Raw genomic sequence first — 16,349 nt, 5'->3', positions numbered from 1 at the left:
GATGACGACGCCCGCCCCCCGCCCGCCCCGCCTCGTATCGCTCGACGTGCTGCGCGGGTTGACGGTGATGGGCATGATCCTCGTCAATTCGATGGCGGGCATCTTCTATGGGCAGAAGGCGGCGGTGTTTCCGCTGCTGCTGCATGCCCATTGGGACGGGTTGATGCTCGCCGATCTCGTGTTCCCGGCGTTCCTGATGATGGTAGGCGTCGCGATCCCGTTCGCGTCGCACGGGCAGACGCCGGGTCGCGCGGCGGTGGCGCGGATCGGGGGGCGCACGCTGCGGCTGTTCGTGATCGGTTTCCTGCTGTCCAACCTCTACTGGTTCGCCGACTTTGATATCGGCGCGTGGCGCTTCTGGGGCGTGTTGCAGCGGATCGCGCTGGTCTATGGCGCCTGCGCGCTGCTGTTCCTGACGCTGTCGTGGCGGGTGCGGCTGCTGCTGATCGCCGTGATCCTGCTGCTCTACTGGCCGGTCGCGCTGCTGCCGGCGCTCGACGGGCTGCCGAACGACATCCTGCTGCGCGGGCATAATTTCGTCGCGTCGGTCGATCGGGTGCTGCTGGGTGCGGGCGGGCACAATTATGTGACCGGGGCTGAGGGCTATGACCCCGAAGGGCTGCTCGGCACCCTGCCCGCGATCGCCCATGGCCTGATCGGCGTCGCGATCGGCGAGTTTCTCATCGCGCGACGCGGACGCGGGACGATGCTGCCGCTGGCGCTGGCCGGGGCGGCGATGCTGGCGGTGGGCATCGTGTGGAGCCTCGCCTTCCCGATCATCAAGGATATCTGGTCGAGCAGCTTCGTCCTCGTCACCTGCGGCATCACGACATGCGCGCTGGCATTGCTGCATCGCCTGCTCGACGGTCGGGCGGATGCGCCGGGCGGCTTGTGGCGGATCGCGACCGATTTCGGCACCAACGCGATCGCCGCCTATGTCCTGCACATGGTGACGGGCAACATGGTCAACTGGGACGTTCTGATCGCCCCCTACCGCGTCGCGCGGACGCTGGTGTCGCCCGAGGTCGCGGCGCTGGTGCCGGTGCTGCTGTACATGGCGCTGATCTGGGCGGCGATGGCATGGCTGCGCCGCAACCGCTGGGTGGTGAAGGTCTAGGCGGCGGTGCGCCCCGCCGTGCACTGGCGCAGCGCCCCGACGATATCGATCGGCGTGCTCGGCTTCTGGCAGATCAGCGCGCCGGGATAGCGGCGGCGCAGTTCGCCGTCGTCGGCATGGCCGGAATGAAAGACCAGCGGTACGCCGCTGGCATAGAGCCGGTCGGCGGCGGGAAAGACCGTCCCGTCGGGCAGCCGCACGTCGAGCAGCGCCACCGCGAGCATTCGTCCCGCCCGGTCGATCGCCGCCTGCGCCTCGCCCACGCTGGTACACGGTCCCTCGACCGCGAACCCGGCGTCCTCGATCGTCTGCTGCAGGTCGAGCGCGATGAACAACTCGTCCTCGACCAGCAACACCGTGTCAGTCATTCGACAGCACCTCCCGCGGCAGCTTCACATCGATCCGGAACGACCGATCCTCGATCGATGTCGCCATCGTGCCGCGCATCTGCCGCACGCTGGTTTCGACCAGAACGGAGCCGAAACCTTTCTTGGCCGGTCCGGTTCCCCCCGGCGCCACGCCGGTTTCGTTCCAGACCAGGTCGATCCCCGCATCTCCGATCGTCCAGCGTACCGCCAGCTTCCCTTCCGCCGCGTTACCGAGCGCGCCATATTTCACCGAATTGGTCGCCCATTCGTGCAGCACCAGCGCCAGCGGCGACAGGCAGGTGCGGTTGAGCGCCAGCGCCGGGCCGTCGATCGTCACCTCGGCATGGTCGCGGTACGGGGCGAGTGTGGCCACGACGATCTCGTCCATGCCCACCGCCTGCGGCTGTCCGGCCGGGGAGGCGAGCGAATGCGCCCGACCCAGCGCGGCGATGCGGTGGCGCACGTCGTCGGCGAAGGTGCGCACGTCGCTCTCGTTGCGCGCGGCGATGGTGATCATGCCCGCGATCACCGCGAACAGGTTCTTCACCCGGTGGTTCATCTCGCGCAGCATCAGTTCGCGGGTTTCGGCCAGCGTATATTCGGGCGTCACGTCGATCGACACGCCGACGAGGCGCGGCGGCACGCTGCCCGCGATCACCCGGCCGAAGCCCTTGACCCAGCGGGTGGTGCCGTTCCTCAGCCGTACGCGGAAGGTCGCCTCATATTCCCCGTTGCGCTCCACCGCACGCCGCAGCGCGGCCTCGACGGCGGCGCGGTCCTCGGGGTCGATGCGGTCGAGCAGCGGGTCGATCCGCTTCGCGTCGCCCGGACCCGTCTCGAACAGCTCCTGTTCCACCCCGTCGAGCAGCGTCTCGCCGGTTTCGGGGCAATATTCCCAGACGCCGATCCCGCCCGCCTTGATCGCGAGGTCGAGCCGCTCGCGCTCGGCGGCAAGCTGCCGCTCCAGCGACAGTGCCTCGGTGATGTCGGTCAGCACCATCGTCGCACCGTCGATCGTGCCCGTCTGGGTGCGGTAGGGCAGGACGCGCAGCGACATCACCCGGTCGCCGCCGATCGTCGCCACGCGGCGCTGGGTCGGCGCCGCCCCCGCCGCGACCGATCGGGCATCCTCCAGATGGTCGTTGCCGACGAGGCGGCACGACACGTCGGTCAGCGGGCGTCCGCGATCGGCGGGTTTCAGCGGGAAGATCGCCGTCGCCGCCTCGGTATAGCTGCGCACGCGCAGGTCGGCGTCGAGCACGACCACCGCCAGTTCGGTCGATTCATAGAAGTTGCGCAGGTCGGAATTGGCGACGGTCAGCTGGTCGACCTTGCTCTTCAGCTCGTCGTTGACGGTGGAGAGTTCCTCGTTGGTCGATTGCAGCTCCTCGTTCATCGACATCATTTCTTCGTTGGAGCTCTTCAGCTCCTCGTTCGCCGTCTCAAGCTCCTCGATCGCCGAGCGCAGCCGGTGGCGGGTCAGGCGCAGCTCGTCCTCCAGCGCCTCGAGATGGTCGTCGCCGGATTCGAGGTCGCGCAGCTCGCCCTCGTCGTCGGGGCGGAACGGGCCGGTGTCGCGGAACACGAACAGCAACGTGCCGTCGCCCAGCGGATCGCAGATCACCTCGGTCGGCTGGATGCCGTAGTCGGTCTCGACCTCGACATCGCGCGCGATCGTCCGCCGCTTCTCGTCGCGCGCCTGGCGCAGCAACGGGCCGATGACGTTGCGCAGGCCGCTGCGCGCCAGATTGACCGCGCTGCTGCCGCCGGTGCGCGTCACCGGAAACTCGAAATAGCGACCGAGCTTGCCATAGGCGGAAACGATTCCGCCGTCCTGATCGACGACCAGGCTGGGCGGGGCATAGCGTTCGACCATGCGCCGGATCGCCACCGCCTCGCTGGCGAGCGGGGTGGCATCGCTGCGCCCGCCGCCTTCGCGCCGCACGATCGGCGGGCGGGCGTTACCTGGCAGGTCGATCGGATAGCTCGGCGGCCCCGGCGCGCGCTCGAACAGCCGCGCATGCTGGTCGATCGCGACGAACAGATGCTCGAACCGCCCGACGCTCTCCGAAGGCCCGAGGAACAGATAGCCCCCGGCGCGCAGCGAATAGTGGAGCAGCGGCAGCACCGACTGCTGCAACCGGTCGTCGAAATAGATCAGCAGGTTGCGGCACGACACCAGGTCGATCCGCGAGAAGGGCGGATCCTTGACGAGGCTGTGGCTGGAAAAGCGGATCACGTCACGGATCGCCGCCGCCATGGTGAAGCGTTCGGCGTGCAGCACGGTATAGCGTTCGCGTAAGGCAGGCGGCAGGTCGACCAGCGCCGACACCGGATAGCTGCCTTCGCGCGCGATGGAGAGCATCTGCTCGTCGATGTCGGTCGCGAAGATCTGCACCGCCAGCGGCTGGTTCATCGCGCGCGCGGCTTCGGCGAACAGCATCGCGATGGTATAGGCTTCCTCCCCGCTGGAGCAGCCGGGCACCCAGATGCGCAGATCCTCGTCCGCCGCGCGGTCGCGCATCAGCGGTTCGATCACCCGGACGCGCAGCTGCTCGAACATGTCGGGATCGCGGAAGAAGCGGGTGACGTTGATGAGCAGGTCGCGGAACAGCGCCTCGCATTCGTCGGCGTCGCCCTTGATCCGTGCGAGATAGGCGCGGCCGGTATCGATGCCCAGCACATGCATGCGCCGCTCGACCCGGCGGACCAGCGTCGACCGCTTGTAGCCGGAGAAGTCGTGGCCGATCGCGGTGCGCAGCACCTTGCACAGGTCGTCGACATGGTCGGCGACGACGTCCGCTTCGGCTTCGTTCGGGTCGCTGCCGCGCCGCTGGAAGAAGGCCTGGAGGCAGTGCAGGATATCGCCCGCAGGCTTGATGAAGTCGATCAGCCCGGTGGCGACCGCCGACAGCGGCATCCCGTCGTAGCGCGCGCTCTCCGGCTGCTGGACCACGCAGACCCCGCCATGTTCCTTGATCGCGCGCAGGCCGGTGGTGCCGTCCGCGCCGGTGCCCGAGAGGATGACGCAGGCGGCGTTCGACTGCTGGTCCCCGGCCAGCGACAGGAAGAAATCGTCGATCGGACGGCGCAGCCCGCGCGGCTGCGCGAAATCGGTCAGTTCGAGCACCCCGTCGCGGATGGCGAGGCCGCGCCCCGGCGGGATGATGTAGACGGTATCGGCCTCGATCCGCTCGCCGCCCGCCGATTGCAGTACCGCCAGCGACGTGTTGCGGTCGAGCAGTTGCGCCAGCATGCTCTCGTGATTGGGGTCGAGATGCTGCACCACGACGAAGGCGAGCCCGGTCGGACGGCGCGCCGGGGCCAGCATCTCGCGCAATGCCTCCAGCCCGCCGACGCGCCGATGCCGACGATCGGCACGGCGGCGGCATCCCCCGCTGCGTCGCGCGCGGGCGCGGGTTCGATCGGCTTATGCACGGTCGAGCGCGTTCAGACCGGCGAGCGTCATCTTGGCCTGCGCGACCAGCGCCGCGCTGTTGGCGATGGTGAGCAAGGTTCCCTCCACCACGATCCCCGCCTCGCCCGCGATCGGCGCCAGCCGCCCCAGCGTCGCGCGCAACTCGGATTCATACTCCGCCAACATGTCGCCCTGCGACCGGCTGACGTCGAATTGCGACGCGAAGATATACGGAGTCTTGCCGTCCTGCGTCTTCAGCCGCGACATGTAGAGCAGGTTGACGAAGGGGGTGCCGTCCTTGCGGAAATTGACGATCGGGGTGCGCACATTGGGCTGGCGCGGGTTGGCCAGAAACTCGCGCAGCCGCTCGCGCGGCTCGACGTTCGGGGCGTCGCGCTGCAACATGCGGCAATTGCGGCCGACGACATCCTCGGGCGAATAGCCGGTCAGCGCGCTGAATGCCTGGTTCACCATCAGCAGATGATTGTCGTCCTCGGCGGACGCGATCGCCAGCGCGACACGCGACGCCGCAAGATAGTCGGCAAGCGGGGCGGGAAGTTGCGGTTGCACGGATACTCCGGTCGACACGATGATCCGGGTTAGCCCTACCGCCCCGCCGCGACAAGGGCGGGGTTGCGGTTCGTCCGCCGCGCGCCGCCCTATGGCTGACCCTCGGCGTGCAGCGATTCCCGACGGCGCGGAGATGACGAAATCTGCCGGGACTATCCCCTCACCGCCCCAGCAAACTGCCGATCAGGCCGACGTTGGTCCGCCCGAGCTCCAGTACCGAATCCCCGCGCCCGCTCAGGATCGCCCTGGCGGCATAGAGGGTGAAGCCCTTCATCTGCTCGAACGTGACCTTGGGCGGCATCGACAGTTCGGTGCGCGCCGTCACCGCATCGAGCAGGGCCGGGCCGGGATGCGCCAGCACTTCCGCCACCCCCGCCTCGACCTGCGACGGATCGGTCACGCGCACGCCGTGGATGCCCATCGCCCGCGCGACGGCGGCGAAATCGGGGTTGTCGAGCGCGACCCCGGTCTCGATCAGCCCCGCCGCCTTCATCTCCAGCTCGACGAAGCCCAGCGTCCCGTTGTTGAACACGACGATCTTGACCGGCAATCCCGACTGGCGAACCGTCAGCAACTCGCCCATCAGCATGGCGAGCCCGCCGTCGCCCGACAGGCTGACGACCTGCCGCGCCGGGGCCGCCGCCTGCGCACCGATCGCCTGCGGCAGCGCGTTGGCCATCGACCCGTGGTTCCACGATCCGATCAGGCGGCGACGCCCGTTCATCTTGAGGTAGCGCGCGGCCCAGATCGTCGGCGTGCCGACATCGGCGGTGAACACCGCATCGTCCGCCGCCAGTTCGCTGACCACCCGCGCGACCTGTTGCGGGTGCAGGATGCCGCTGCCCGGCTTGCCGTACGACAATTCGTCCAGCCCCTTGCGCGCATCGGCATAGTCGTCGCGCGCCTTGGCGAGGAACGCGCCGTCGCGCGCGGTCGTCAGGCGCGGCAGCAGCGCGGCGATCGTCGCGCCGACATCGCCGACCACACCCAGGTCGATCGCGGTGCGTCGCCCGAGGTTCTCAGGCCGCAGGTCGATCTGCACCACCTTCGCCTGTTCGGGATAGAATTGGCGATAGGGGAAATCGGTGCCGAGCATCAGCAGCGTGTCGCACCCCATCATCGCGTCATAGCCGCTGGAGAAACCGATCAGCCCGGTCATGCCGACGTCATAGGGATTGTCATATTCGACCCACTCCTTGCCGCCCAGCGCATGGACGACCGGCGCCTGCAGTCGCTCGGCGATCGCGATCAGCTGGGCATGGGCGCCGCGACAGCCGCGACCGGCGAGGATCGTCACCTTGCCCGCATCGTTCAGCAGCGCCGCCAGCTTCGCCAGTTCGCCCTCGGACGGCACGACCACCGGCGCGGCGGGCAGCAGCGTCGACGGCCCGCGCGCGATCACACCGTCGGTCGATCGCAACGCGACATCGCCCGGCATCGCCACCACCGCCACGCCGCGATGCCCCACCGCCGCGCGGATCGCGGTGTCGAGCGTGCGCGGCATCTGTTCCGGCCCGGTGATCGTCTCGCAATAATGGCTGCATTCGCGGAACAACGCTTCGGGCCGCGTTTCCTGGAAATAGTTCGAGCCGATCTCGGCGCCGGGGATCTGCGCGGCGATGGCGAGAACGGGGGTGCGGCTGCGATGCGCGTCGTACAGCCCGTTGATGAGGTGCATGTTGCCCGGTCCGCACGATCCGGCGCACACGGCGAGCCGCCCGGTCAGCTGCGATTCCGCCGCGGCGGCGAATGCGCCCGCCTCTTCGTTGCGGACATGGACCCATTCGATACGGCGCTGCCGCCGGATGCTGTCGGTCAGCCCGTTCAGGCTGTCGCCGACCACGCCGTAGATGCGCTCGACCCCCGCCAGATGCAGCGTCTGGGCGAACAGGTCGGCGATGACGGTCTTGGACATGCGGCTACTCCCATAGGCTCGGTCGCACGGTCCAACGCACGGCGGCGGGAGGGGATGCTTCGCACTATCGCACCGCAACATGGAACCGGACGGCGGCGGCGGGAGCTATGCCGAACATGGCGAACGACAATTTCGACGGCGTGCCGGGGCGCGCGGTACCTACCGGGCGGCTGGCCCGCCTCGGCGGCTTCGGGCGGCTGGCAGGCGGCGTCGCGGGCGGCATGCTGGCCGAGGGTGCGCGGCGGCTGGCGAACGGGCAGCGTCCGCAGCTGAGCGACCTGATCCTGACCCCGGCCAATGCTGCCCGCGTCGCCGACCGGCTGTCGCACATGCGCGGCGCGGCGATGAAGCTGGGGCAGATGATATCGATGGACGCGGGCGATGTGCTTCCGCCCGAACTCTCGACGATCCTCGCCCGCCTGCGCAACCAGGGCTATCGCATGCCCCCCGTCCAGCTCGACAAGGTGCTGCGCGGCGAATGGGGGCAGGACTGGCGGCGGCGGTTCCGCAGCTTCGATGCGACGCCGATCGCCGCCGCCTCGATCGGGCAGGTGCACCGCGCGACGCTGCCCGACGGGCGGCTGCTGGCGATCAAGGTGCAATATCCCGGCGTGCGCGACAGCATCGATGCCGATGTCGACAATGTCGCGACGCTGCTGCGCATCTCGAACCTCTTGCCGCCGACGCTCGACATCGCGCCATTGCTGGGTGAAGCGAAGCGGCAGTTGGCCGAGGAAGCCGACTACCGGCGCGAGGGGGCACAGATGCGCGCCTATGCCGATCGGCTGCGCGGGGACGCGCGGTTCGTCGTGCCCGAACTGTACGAGCTGCTGACGACCGACAAGGTGCTGGCAATGGATTTCGTCGCGGGCGATCCCGTGGAGACGCTGGCCGATGCGCCGCAGGACCGCCGCGACGCGGTGATGAGCGCGCTCATCGAACTGGTGCTGCGCGAAATCTTCGACTTCGGCGTGATGCAGACCGATCCCAATTTCGCCAACTATCGCTGGCAGCCGGACAGCGGCGCGCTCGTCCTGCTCGACTTCGGTGCGACGCGGGCGGTGCCCGAACCTACCGCCGCCGCCTATCGCGCGCTGATCGAGGCGGGGTTGGCGAGCGACCGCGACCGCATCCGCGAGACGGCGATCGCCACCGGCTTCCTCGGTGCCGCCGCCGTCGCGGCGCATCGCCCGGCGGTCGACCGGATCATCGCCGCGATCGACGATACGATGCGTCGGCCCGGCCCGTTCGACTTCGGCGACCGTGCCTTCGCGCCGGTGGTGCGCGACGAAGCCCGCGCACTGGTCGCCGATCGCGCGACGTGGCACGTGCCCGATGTCGAAACGCTGTTCGTGCAACGCAAGGTCAGCGGTACCGCGCTGCTCGGCGCACGGCTGAAGGCGCGGGTCGATATCCGCGCGCTGGCCGCCGCCGCGATCGGCCCTCGCTGATGGCGCATTTCCTCGTGGCGGAGAGCGAGACCGCCGACGAACGCGCCACCCGCCGCGACCGCGCGGGCAAGAGCTCGGGCGAAAGCTATGCCGCGACGCTCGAACAGATGGTGCCAGGCTGCGCGGTCAGCCGCGTCGCCCCCGCCGATGCCGATGCGACGCTTTTCAGCCCCGACGACCTTGCCGGGTTCGACGCGGTGTTCGTCACCGGATCGCCGCTGCACGTCTATGACGACACGCCCGAGGTCGCGCGGCAGCTTGGCTTCATGCGCGCGGTGTTCCGCTCCGGCACGCCGTCGTTCGGATCGTGCGCCGGGCTGCAACTGGCGGTCGCGGCGGCGGGGGGCACGGTGCGCAAGATGCCGCGCCGGATCGAGGCGGGGATTGCCCGACGCATCATCGCCACGCCCGAGGGGCGCGACCATCCGCTGCTGGCCGGGCGACCCTGTTGCTGGGATGCCCCCGCGATCCATGGCGACGAGGTGGAGGCATTGCCCGAAGGCGCGTTGCTGCTGGCGGGCAACGGGGTCACGCGGGTGCAGGCCGCCGAGATCCGGCACGACGGCGGCGTCTTCTGGGGCGTGCAATATCACCCGGAGCTGGCCCCCGGCGAGATCGCCGTCGCGCTGGAGCGGCAGGCGGACGACCTGGTGGAATCCGGGCTGGCCGACGACCGCGCGCAGGTGCTCGAGCGTGCCGCGCTGCTGACGCAGATCCACCGGACGCCCGACCGGCTCGCCCCGCGCTGGCTGCTCGGCGTCGACGACCAGTTCACCGACGAGAATTGCCGCCGCACCGAATTGCGCAACTTCATCGCGCACGTCGCGGCGCTGCGCGGCGGATAGGGAACCGACTTCAGCGGCGGAGCAGGTCCGCCGCCCCCGCCGTCACGCGCATGCCATAGGCGGGTCGCCGCGCCCCGACGAGGTCCCGCAGCACCGCCGCGCGTCGCGACGCGGGCAGTTTCGCGAGCCGCGCCCGGTCCCGCCCGGTCAGGCGGTAATAGCGCCATCCCCGCGCGGCCATGCAACCGTCCTCCGACGACAGCACCGGCTCGGTCGCGCCGATCGGCGGGGTGAGCGCCCGCCCCTCCACCGTCGGTCCGGTGGCGATCGCGCGGCAGCGTTGCAGTTCGCGCGCGACCAGCGCCGCGTCGGCACCGGGCCGGTTGTGGAAACCGGCGGGAACGGCCTGCATCGCCAGCAGCACCGCCCCCGCCGCCCACATCAGAAGCGCACCTTCACGCCCGCGCGATACGACTGGTTGCGCACGTCGTCGCGCCCGACCGAGGCATCCGCCGCGATCGAGAATTCGACCCGTTCGTTGCCATAGGCGAGGCCCGCGCCGATCTCGCCCCAGTTGCGGTCCTGGCCGGCGACCGCGAAGGGCGCGACGATGCCGGTCCCGCCGACCAGCCCCGCCTGGAACACGCCCGGGCGTTCCTCGAAGTCGTGGACGAAATAGGCCGAACCGAACGGTCGCAGCCCGTTGGCTTCACCGTCGAAGTGCAGCCCCGCGCGGCCCTGGAGGCTCAGGAACTTGTCCTCGGCGGTCAGCAGCGCCGGGCCGGTCCCGCGCTCGGCGATGGGCGTGAAGTCGATCCGGCTCGCCCGCATCGCGACGCGGGGGGCGATGCGCAGCGCCGCGCTGCCCAGCGCATAGCTCGCGCCGATCTCGGTCGACAGTGCCAGCGCATCGTCGCGCCCGGTCAGGTCGTACAGGCCCGCGGCGAACTGGCCGGTGCGGCGCGTGGTCGACTGGAACACGCCTGCGCTGAACTGCGCATCGATCGCCGCCCCGGTGGTGTCGCCGACCTTGCCGTAGAGCGTGCCCTGGATCAGGTCGCCGGTCGCGACCTGCCCGAAGCGCCGTTCGCCATCGATGTCGCTGTACGACAGGCCGAAGCCCAGCATCGCGCTGTCGCTCACCCGCGCCTCGATGCCGCCCGCGATGTAATAGCCGTCGAACGGATCGCGTCCGCCCTGCGGCACCGCGCCCGGCATCGCCGCGCCCGATCCCTTCAGATAGCCGCCCGCCAGATAGGCGGAGACGTTTTCCGGCAGCACATTCTCGCGCACCGTCGCGACCGGCGTGTCGCCGACGCTCATCGCCTGCCCCGGTGCGACCACCGCGGTCGCGGCGAACTGCAACGGCTTGCCGATCATCGCCAGCGACCCGCCGGTGAAGTCCGCCGGGCGCATCGCCGCCGTGCGATCGCGGTAGAAGCGCGCCATATTGTCGAGCGCGACGGTGCCGATCGCCCGCCGCGCGCTCTCCGCGCGCGGCGCCAGCGCTTCCAGCGAGCCGCGGATCGTGCCGACGCTCTGGAGGTCGAGCGCGTCATAGGTATCGCGCAGATTGGCATAGGCCGCGCGGTTGCCGTCGAGCAGCCGGGCATAGGCGGTCTGTACCGGCGTGTTCGCGACCACCCCGGCATAGGGACGCGCCGCCACGGTCGCGCTGACCGCAGTGCCGGAATAGCGCAGCTCGGGGAACAGGATCGCGCTGAACGCGGTCGCAGCGGCGAAGCTGCCGCTCAGGCCGCCGCCCGCCGTCAGCACCGTATAGCTGTCGCCGAAGCGCGGCAGCCGATCGACGGGGCGCAGCGTCAGCGTACCACCCAGCGTCGCGCTGCCGGTGGTGGCCAGCCGGTCCGACGTGCCGCTGGCGCCGATGTCGATCAGCAACTGGCTGCCCGCCGCCAGCACGGTCGTGCCGCTGACGTTCAGCGTGCCGAACGCATTGCTGCCGCCCGGCGCGACGGTGCCGCCCGCCGCCGCGGTGAGCGACGCCAGCGTGCCGGTGCCGCCGATCGTGCCGCCCCCCGCGGCGGTCAGCGCCGAACGGGTCAGCTGCCCGTCGACGGTCAGCCGCCCTTCCTCGACCCGCGTCGGGCCGCTGTAGCTGCTGACCCCGGTCAGGATCAGCTCGCCGCCGCCGCGCTTGGTCAGGCCGCCGATGTCGTTGCCGAACCCGGCCAGCACTTCGGCCGAATAGCGGTCCCGCGCATCGGTGATGCCGTTGGTCCAGATATCGACGGTGCCCGCCGCCACCGTCACCTCGCGCGTCTGGCGCAGCGCGGTCGGCCCGCCGAGCGCGACGCCCATCTGCGGCACGCCCCAGCCCGAGCGCAGGTCGACGCCCGGCGTATCGAGATCCTTCGAGCTGGACACGAGGATGTCGGCGATCAGCCCGGTGTTATATTCGGGAAAGGCCTGCATCAGCAGCGCGGCGAAGCCCGACACGTTGGGCGCGGCCATCGACGTGCCGGTCAGCGACGCATAGCCCGGACCGCTGTAGCGGATGAACTGCTGCAACTCGGTGGTGATGAGCGTGTTCGCCTGCACCAGCACCGCCGCCGAGAAGTCGCGCCCGAGGATCGCGACATTGCCCGGCGTGGTCAGGATGTTGGCGAGCGTGCTGGTATAGCCGTCGGGATCGCCGCCGACGAAGCGCGCGCCATAGGCGAGCGAGATGCCCACCGCCTGCTGCGCGGCGAGCGTCCGCTCGGCAGCCTCGTCGAACGGGCGACCCGCGGCCTGTGCCGCGGCGCGGCGGTTCAGATAGCCGTTGAGCACCCCCAGCCAGGCGTTGGTCGCGGCATTCTGCAACGCGGCCAGCGTCGCCGCCGAATAGATGCCGGGATACATGGCGCGGGTATATTTCGCCTGGATCGCGGCGGTATCGACGACATAGCTGTTGGCGGCGGAGATGACCGCGCTGCCCGGACCCGCCACGCACCATGTCGCGGTCTGGCCGCAGAAGCTGGTGCTGGGCGCGGCAGTGCCGCTGGCGGTATAGTTGGCGACCGACAGCCAGTTCGAGCGCAGCCGCATGTCGTTGAGCGGCGTCACCGCATCGATGCTGGCATGCACCCCGCCGCCGTTGCCCGCCGAGAACACGACGAGCACGTCGTTCTTCAGCACCGGATCGTAGAAGCCGTTCAGCGTCTGGCGGAACTGCGCCTGCGCCTGTGCCAGCGTCAGGTTGAACGGCGCGGAGGTACCCGATCCCCAGCTGTTGTTGATGATCCGCACCTTGCCGCTGCCGGCGAGGTCGACGATGTTGTCACGCGGCGTCGATACCAGCGTGCCGTCGAGGATCTGGTCCTTCCACCACAGGAAATCGCCTGCGGAAAAGTTGATCGTCGCCGCGACGATGTTCGCGCCGTAGGCGTTGCCGAACATCCGTTGCCCTGCGATCCGCGCGCCCGCCGCCGTGCCGGCGACATGGGTGCCGTGGATTTCCCACGGACGGCGCGGATTGACCCGGCCGTCGTTGCCGTAGCCCGCAGGCGCGACCGTGCGGAACCCGGTGATCTTGCCCGCGCCGCCGAACAGCGGATGATCGAACAGCACGCCGGAATCATTGATACCGATCGTCTGGCCCGCGCCGTTCAGCCCGAGGACATAGGCATATTCGAGGCCCAGGTTCGCCTTGGTATAGTCCACCGCGAACTGCGCGTCCTTGCGCCACGAATCGAGCGCGGCGGCATAGTCGGTCGTGCGCTTGCCGTCGGCCATGTAATAGCCGCCCACAGGCGGCGGCGGGGCGGGCAGGTTCGATTGCGCCGCCGCCGGGGTGGCGACAAGCGCCGAGGTCGCGAGCAGCAACGCCGACAGCGCCGCCCCCATGTACGAACGCTTTGATACTGCCATACCCCACCCCTTACATATCGCTATCCGGTAAAGAATACGCGAAATGCTAGGAAGCGGGGTCGGCCATGTCCATCAGATGCCACGAGGAAACCGAAGTTTCCCGCAAAGTGCGACATTTCGGTTACGTTTGATACCGGTTGCGAAACAAGCTGTGCGGGTGACGGGATCGGCGGGGACGGGCCCGCCGTCCCGGTCATTCGCCGTCGGGTTTCGCCATGTTGGTATGCATCTTCGCCAGCACGCGGTCGGGGGTGACGTGGCTCAGCGCGGCCTGCACCTTGTTCTTCGCGCCGGATACGACATGCGCCGATCCGGCCATGACCGCATCCCAGCCGTTGCGCGCGGTCTTCGCCGGGTCTTCCTTCCCGTCGTCGCGTCCGACCGGCGTGTCGAGCATGCCCGCGCGCGCGAAGAACGGCGTGTCGGTCGGCCCCGGCATCAGCACGGTGATCGTCACGCCGCTGTCCTTCAGTTCCTCGCGCAACGCATAGGCGAAGCTGTCGAGATAGGCCTTGGTCGCGTTGTACACCGCCTGATAGCTGCCGGGGATCAGTCCGGCGATCGATCCGGTGATGAGGATGCGCCCCTGCCCCCGCGCCGCCATCGCCCGCGCGACCTGCTGGAGCAGGTAGGTCGTGCCGGTGACGTTGGTATCGATCACCCGCCGCCAGTCGGCGACGTCCTGCTCGATAAAGGCATGACCGAGGCCGCGCCCTGCGTTCGCGATCAGCAGGTCGATCGGGCGATCGCCGACCGCCGCCAGCAGCATGTCGTTGCCCTCGAAGGTCGACAGGTCGGCCTGTACCGCGCTCGCCGCCACGTCGCGCGCCGCGATCTCGATCTGCGGTTCGTCGGCGGCGACGATCAGGTCATAGCCTTCGCCACAGGCGATCTTCGCCAGTTCATAGCCGATGCCGGTCGAGGCGCCGGTGATGACCGCAAGCGGTTTCGACGCGCTCATGCCAGTACCCCGCTGCCCTTGGCCCAGTCGGGCTTCAGCACCACCTTGGTGCAGACGTTCTGCTCGTCGTGGAACTTCTTGTAGCCGGTCGGCGCATCCTCCAGCGACATGCGGTCGGAGATCAGGAAGGTCGTATCGATCTTGTCCTCCATGATCGCGGTCAGCAGCCCCGGCAGATAGCGTTGCACATGCGTCTGACCGGTCTTGAGCGTCAGCCCCTTCTCCATCAGCGCGCCGAAGGGGAATTTGTCGATCATCCCGCCGTACACGCCGGGCACCGACACGCGCCCCCCCTTGCGGCACGCGACGATCGCCTGGCGCAGCGCGTGCGGGCGATCGGTGCCGAGGAAGGTCGATGCCTTGATCTGGTCGACGATGTTGTCGACGAACAACCCGTGGCTCTCCAGCCCGACACTGTCGATCACCGCATCGGGACCGATGCCCCCGGTCATCGTCATCAGCGCGTCGTAGATGTCGGTTTCCTCGAAATTGAGCACTTCCGCGCCCAGTCCCTTGGCCAGCGTCAGCCGGTGCGGGAAATGATCGATCGCGATCACCCGGTGCGCACCCATCAGCAGCGCCGACTGGATCGCGAACAGCCCGACCGGACCGCAGCCCCACACCGCGACGATATCGCCCTGCTCGATGTCGGCATTCTCCGCCGCCATCCATCCGGTGGGCAGGATGTCGGACAGGAACAGCACCTTCTCGTCCTCCACGCCGTCGGGGATGACGATCGGCCCCACGTCGCTGAACGGCACGCGGACATATTCCGCCTGACCGCCGGGATAGCCGCCGGTCATGTGGCTGTAGCCGAACAGGCCGGGGGCGACCTGCCCCCACAGTTCCTGCGCGATATCCTGATTGTCCGCCGGATTGCCGTTGTCGCAGCCCGAATATTGCTGCTTGGAGCAATGATAGCAGCTGCCGCACGCGATCACGAAGGGCACGACGACGCGCTGCCCCTTCTTGAGCGTCGACTTGGGGCCGGTGTCGACCACCTCGCCCATGAACTCATGGCCGAGGATGTCGCCCGCCTGCATCGTCGGGATATAGCCGTCGTAGAGGTGCAGGTCCGACCCGCAGATCGCGGTCGAGGTGATCCTGATGATCGCATCGCGCGGATTGACGATCTCGGGATCGGGAACGCTGTCGACGCGGACGTCGTGCTTGCCGTGCCAGGTGAGTGCGCGCATGGGGCGGCTCCTTCAGGATTTGGGGGCGCGGTTGGGGGGCGTGGTCGTGGCGATCTCGCCCGTCTCCATCAGCTGCTTGAAGCGGCGCAGGTCGCGGCGCGCCTGGATCGCCGGTTCCGCCTGCGTCACCTTCGCCACCAGCTTGCCGAGGATTCCGGCCGGTGGATCATAGGCGATGGCGGCGGTCACGACCGTGCCGCGCCCCGGCGCCGCTTCGGTGAACGATACCCAGCCGCTGTTGGCGACGTCGGCGTTCTCCGCCTTCCAGCCGATGCGTTCGCCCTCGACATCCTCGGTGACGACCGCGTCCCATTCGTACGCGCCGTTCGGGCCGTTCACGACCCAGTGCGATCGGCTGCGGTCGAGCACGTCGATCCGCTCGATATTCAGCATGAAGGTCGCGAGGTTTCCGAAGTCGCGCCAATAGGCGTAGAGTTCGTGGCGGCTGCGGTTGATCGTCACCGCGACGCCCGACACCGACGATTCGCCGTTCGGTGCAGCCTCGCCGCGCTCGCCGCGATCCTTGGAGGTAAAGGCGGGGGCATCGTCGCGCACGATGTCGCCGGGGTTGTCGGGTTGGGCCATGGCCATGCTCTCCCGTTCGCCGGACATGCGCGCCCGGTCGGTTGATATGGATCAAGTTATTGATCGATCTGTATTTTTCGATCGTGCCAGGTCCAACCGTCCGCAGCGCC

12 protein-coding genes are annotated in these 16,349 nt (G+C 69.0%); 3 read left to right on the top strand and 9 right to left on the bottom strand.

All coding sequences use genetic code 11. The features are described from left to right. The first annotated feature begins 1 nt into the window (after position 1). On the top strand, positions 2 to 1,117 hold the full coding sequence (locus tag ABLE43_RS05400) for an acyltransferase family protein (protein ID WP_348977451.1): 1,116 nt from the start codon (positions 2 to 4) through the stop codon (positions 1,115 to 1,117). Here the strand turns inward: ABLE43_RS05400 and ABLE43_RS05395 are convergent. The 4 genes from ABLE43_RS05395 to poxB form a co-directional block, all read right to left on the bottom strand. Further along, a complete protein-coding gene (locus ABLE43_RS05395) occupies positions 1,114 to 1,485 on the bottom strand; it encodes a response regulator (protein ID WP_348977450.1) in 372 nt (123 codons plus the stop codon). The two genes, ABLE43_RS05400 and ABLE43_RS05395, sit on opposite strands and share 4 nt — an antisense overlap. After that, positions 1,478 to 4,816 (bottom strand): CheR family methyltransferase, encoded by a 3,339-nt coding sequence (locus tag ABLE43_RS05390; RefSeq protein WP_348977467.1) that lies wholly within the window; start codon positions 4,814 to 4,816, stop codon positions 1,478 to 1,480. The genes ABLE43_RS05395 and ABLE43_RS05390 overlap by 8 nt, the downstream gene beginning before the upstream one ends. 99 nt (positions 4,817 to 4,915) lie before the next feature. Continuing rightward, positions 4,916 to 5,473 (bottom strand): PAS domain-containing protein, encoded by a 558-nt coding sequence (locus ABLE43_RS05385; protein ID WP_348977449.1) that lies wholly within the window; start codon positions 5,471 to 5,473, stop codon positions 4,916 to 4,918. A gap of 160 nt (positions 5,474 to 5,633) precedes the next feature. Beyond that, the gene (poxB, locus tag ABLE43_RS05380) at positions 5,634 to 7,388 is read right to left on the bottom strand and encodes a ubiquinone-dependent pyruvate dehydrogenase (RefSeq protein ID WP_348977448.1); all 1,755 of its coding nucleotides are present in this window, start codon (positions 7,386 to 7,388) and stop codon (positions 5,634 to 5,636) included. 116 nt (positions 7,389 to 7,504) lie between these two features. Between poxB and ABLE43_RS05375 the strand changes: the two genes are divergently transcribed. Both ABLE43_RS05375 and ABLE43_RS05370 read left to right on the top strand, forming a co-directional pair. Beyond that, positions 7,505 to 8,839, top strand: coding sequence for an ABC1 kinase family protein (locus ABLE43_RS05375; RefSeq protein ID WP_348977447.1), 1,335 nt, complete (start codon positions 7,505 to 7,507; stop codon positions 8,837 to 8,839). Continuing rightward, positions 8,839 to 9,684 (top strand): type 1 glutamine amidotransferase, encoded by an 846-nt coding sequence (locus ABLE43_RS05370; RefSeq protein ID WP_348977446.1) that lies wholly within the window; start codon positions 8,839 to 8,841, stop codon positions 9,682 to 9,684. Before ABLE43_RS05375 ends, ABLE43_RS05370 begins: the two co-directional genes overlap by 1 nt. Positions 9,685 to 9,694: 10 nt before the next feature. Here ABLE43_RS05370 and ABLE43_RS05365 read toward each other — a convergent pair whose 3' ends face one another. The 5 genes from ABLE43_RS05365 to ABLE43_RS05345 all read right to left on the bottom strand — a co-directional run bounded on the left by ABLE43_RS05365 (position 9,695) and on the right by ABLE43_RS05345 (position 16,239). Further along, positions 9,695 to 10,066, bottom strand: coding sequence for a hypothetical protein (locus ABLE43_RS05365; RefSeq protein ID WP_348977445.1), 372 nt, complete (start codon positions 10,064 to 10,066; stop codon positions 9,695 to 9,697). Further along, a complete protein-coding gene (locus ABLE43_RS05360) occupies positions 10,066 to 13,497 on the bottom strand; it encodes a S8 family serine peptidase (protein ID WP_348977444.1) in 3,432 nt (1,143 codons plus the stop codon). Before ABLE43_RS05360 ends, ABLE43_RS05365 begins: the two co-directional genes overlap by 1 nt. Before the next feature lie 193 nt (positions 13,498 to 13,690). Next, on the bottom strand, positions 13,691 to 14,458 hold the full coding sequence (locus tag ABLE43_RS05355; RefSeq protein WP_348977443.1) for an SDR family NAD(P)-dependent oxidoreductase: 768 nt from the start codon (positions 14,456 to 14,458) through the stop codon (positions 13,691 to 13,693). After that, the gene (locus ABLE43_RS05350; RefSeq protein WP_348977442.1) at positions 14,455 to 15,654 is read right to left on the bottom strand and encodes a zinc-dependent alcohol dehydrogenase; all 1,200 of its coding nucleotides are present in this window, start codon (positions 15,652 to 15,654) and stop codon (positions 14,455 to 14,457) included. The genes ABLE43_RS05355 and ABLE43_RS05350 overlap by 4 nt, the downstream gene beginning before the upstream one ends. A gap of 12 nt (positions 15,655 to 15,666) precedes the next feature. Further along, a complete protein-coding gene (locus tag ABLE43_RS05345) occupies positions 15,667 to 16,239 on the bottom strand; it encodes an SRPBCC family protein (RefSeq protein ID WP_348977441.1) in 573 nt (190 codons plus the stop codon). Positions 16,240 to 16,349 lie beyond the last annotated feature (110 nt).

Source organism: Sphingomonas silueang, assembly GCF_040049155.1.
GTDB lineage: Bacteria > Pseudomonadota > Alphaproteobacteria > Sphingomonadales > Sphingomonadaceae > Sphingomonas > Sphingomonas silueang.
The sequence above is the reverse complement of the archived record's forward strand: the minus strand, read 5'-3'. Positions and strand labels throughout refer to the sequence as shown.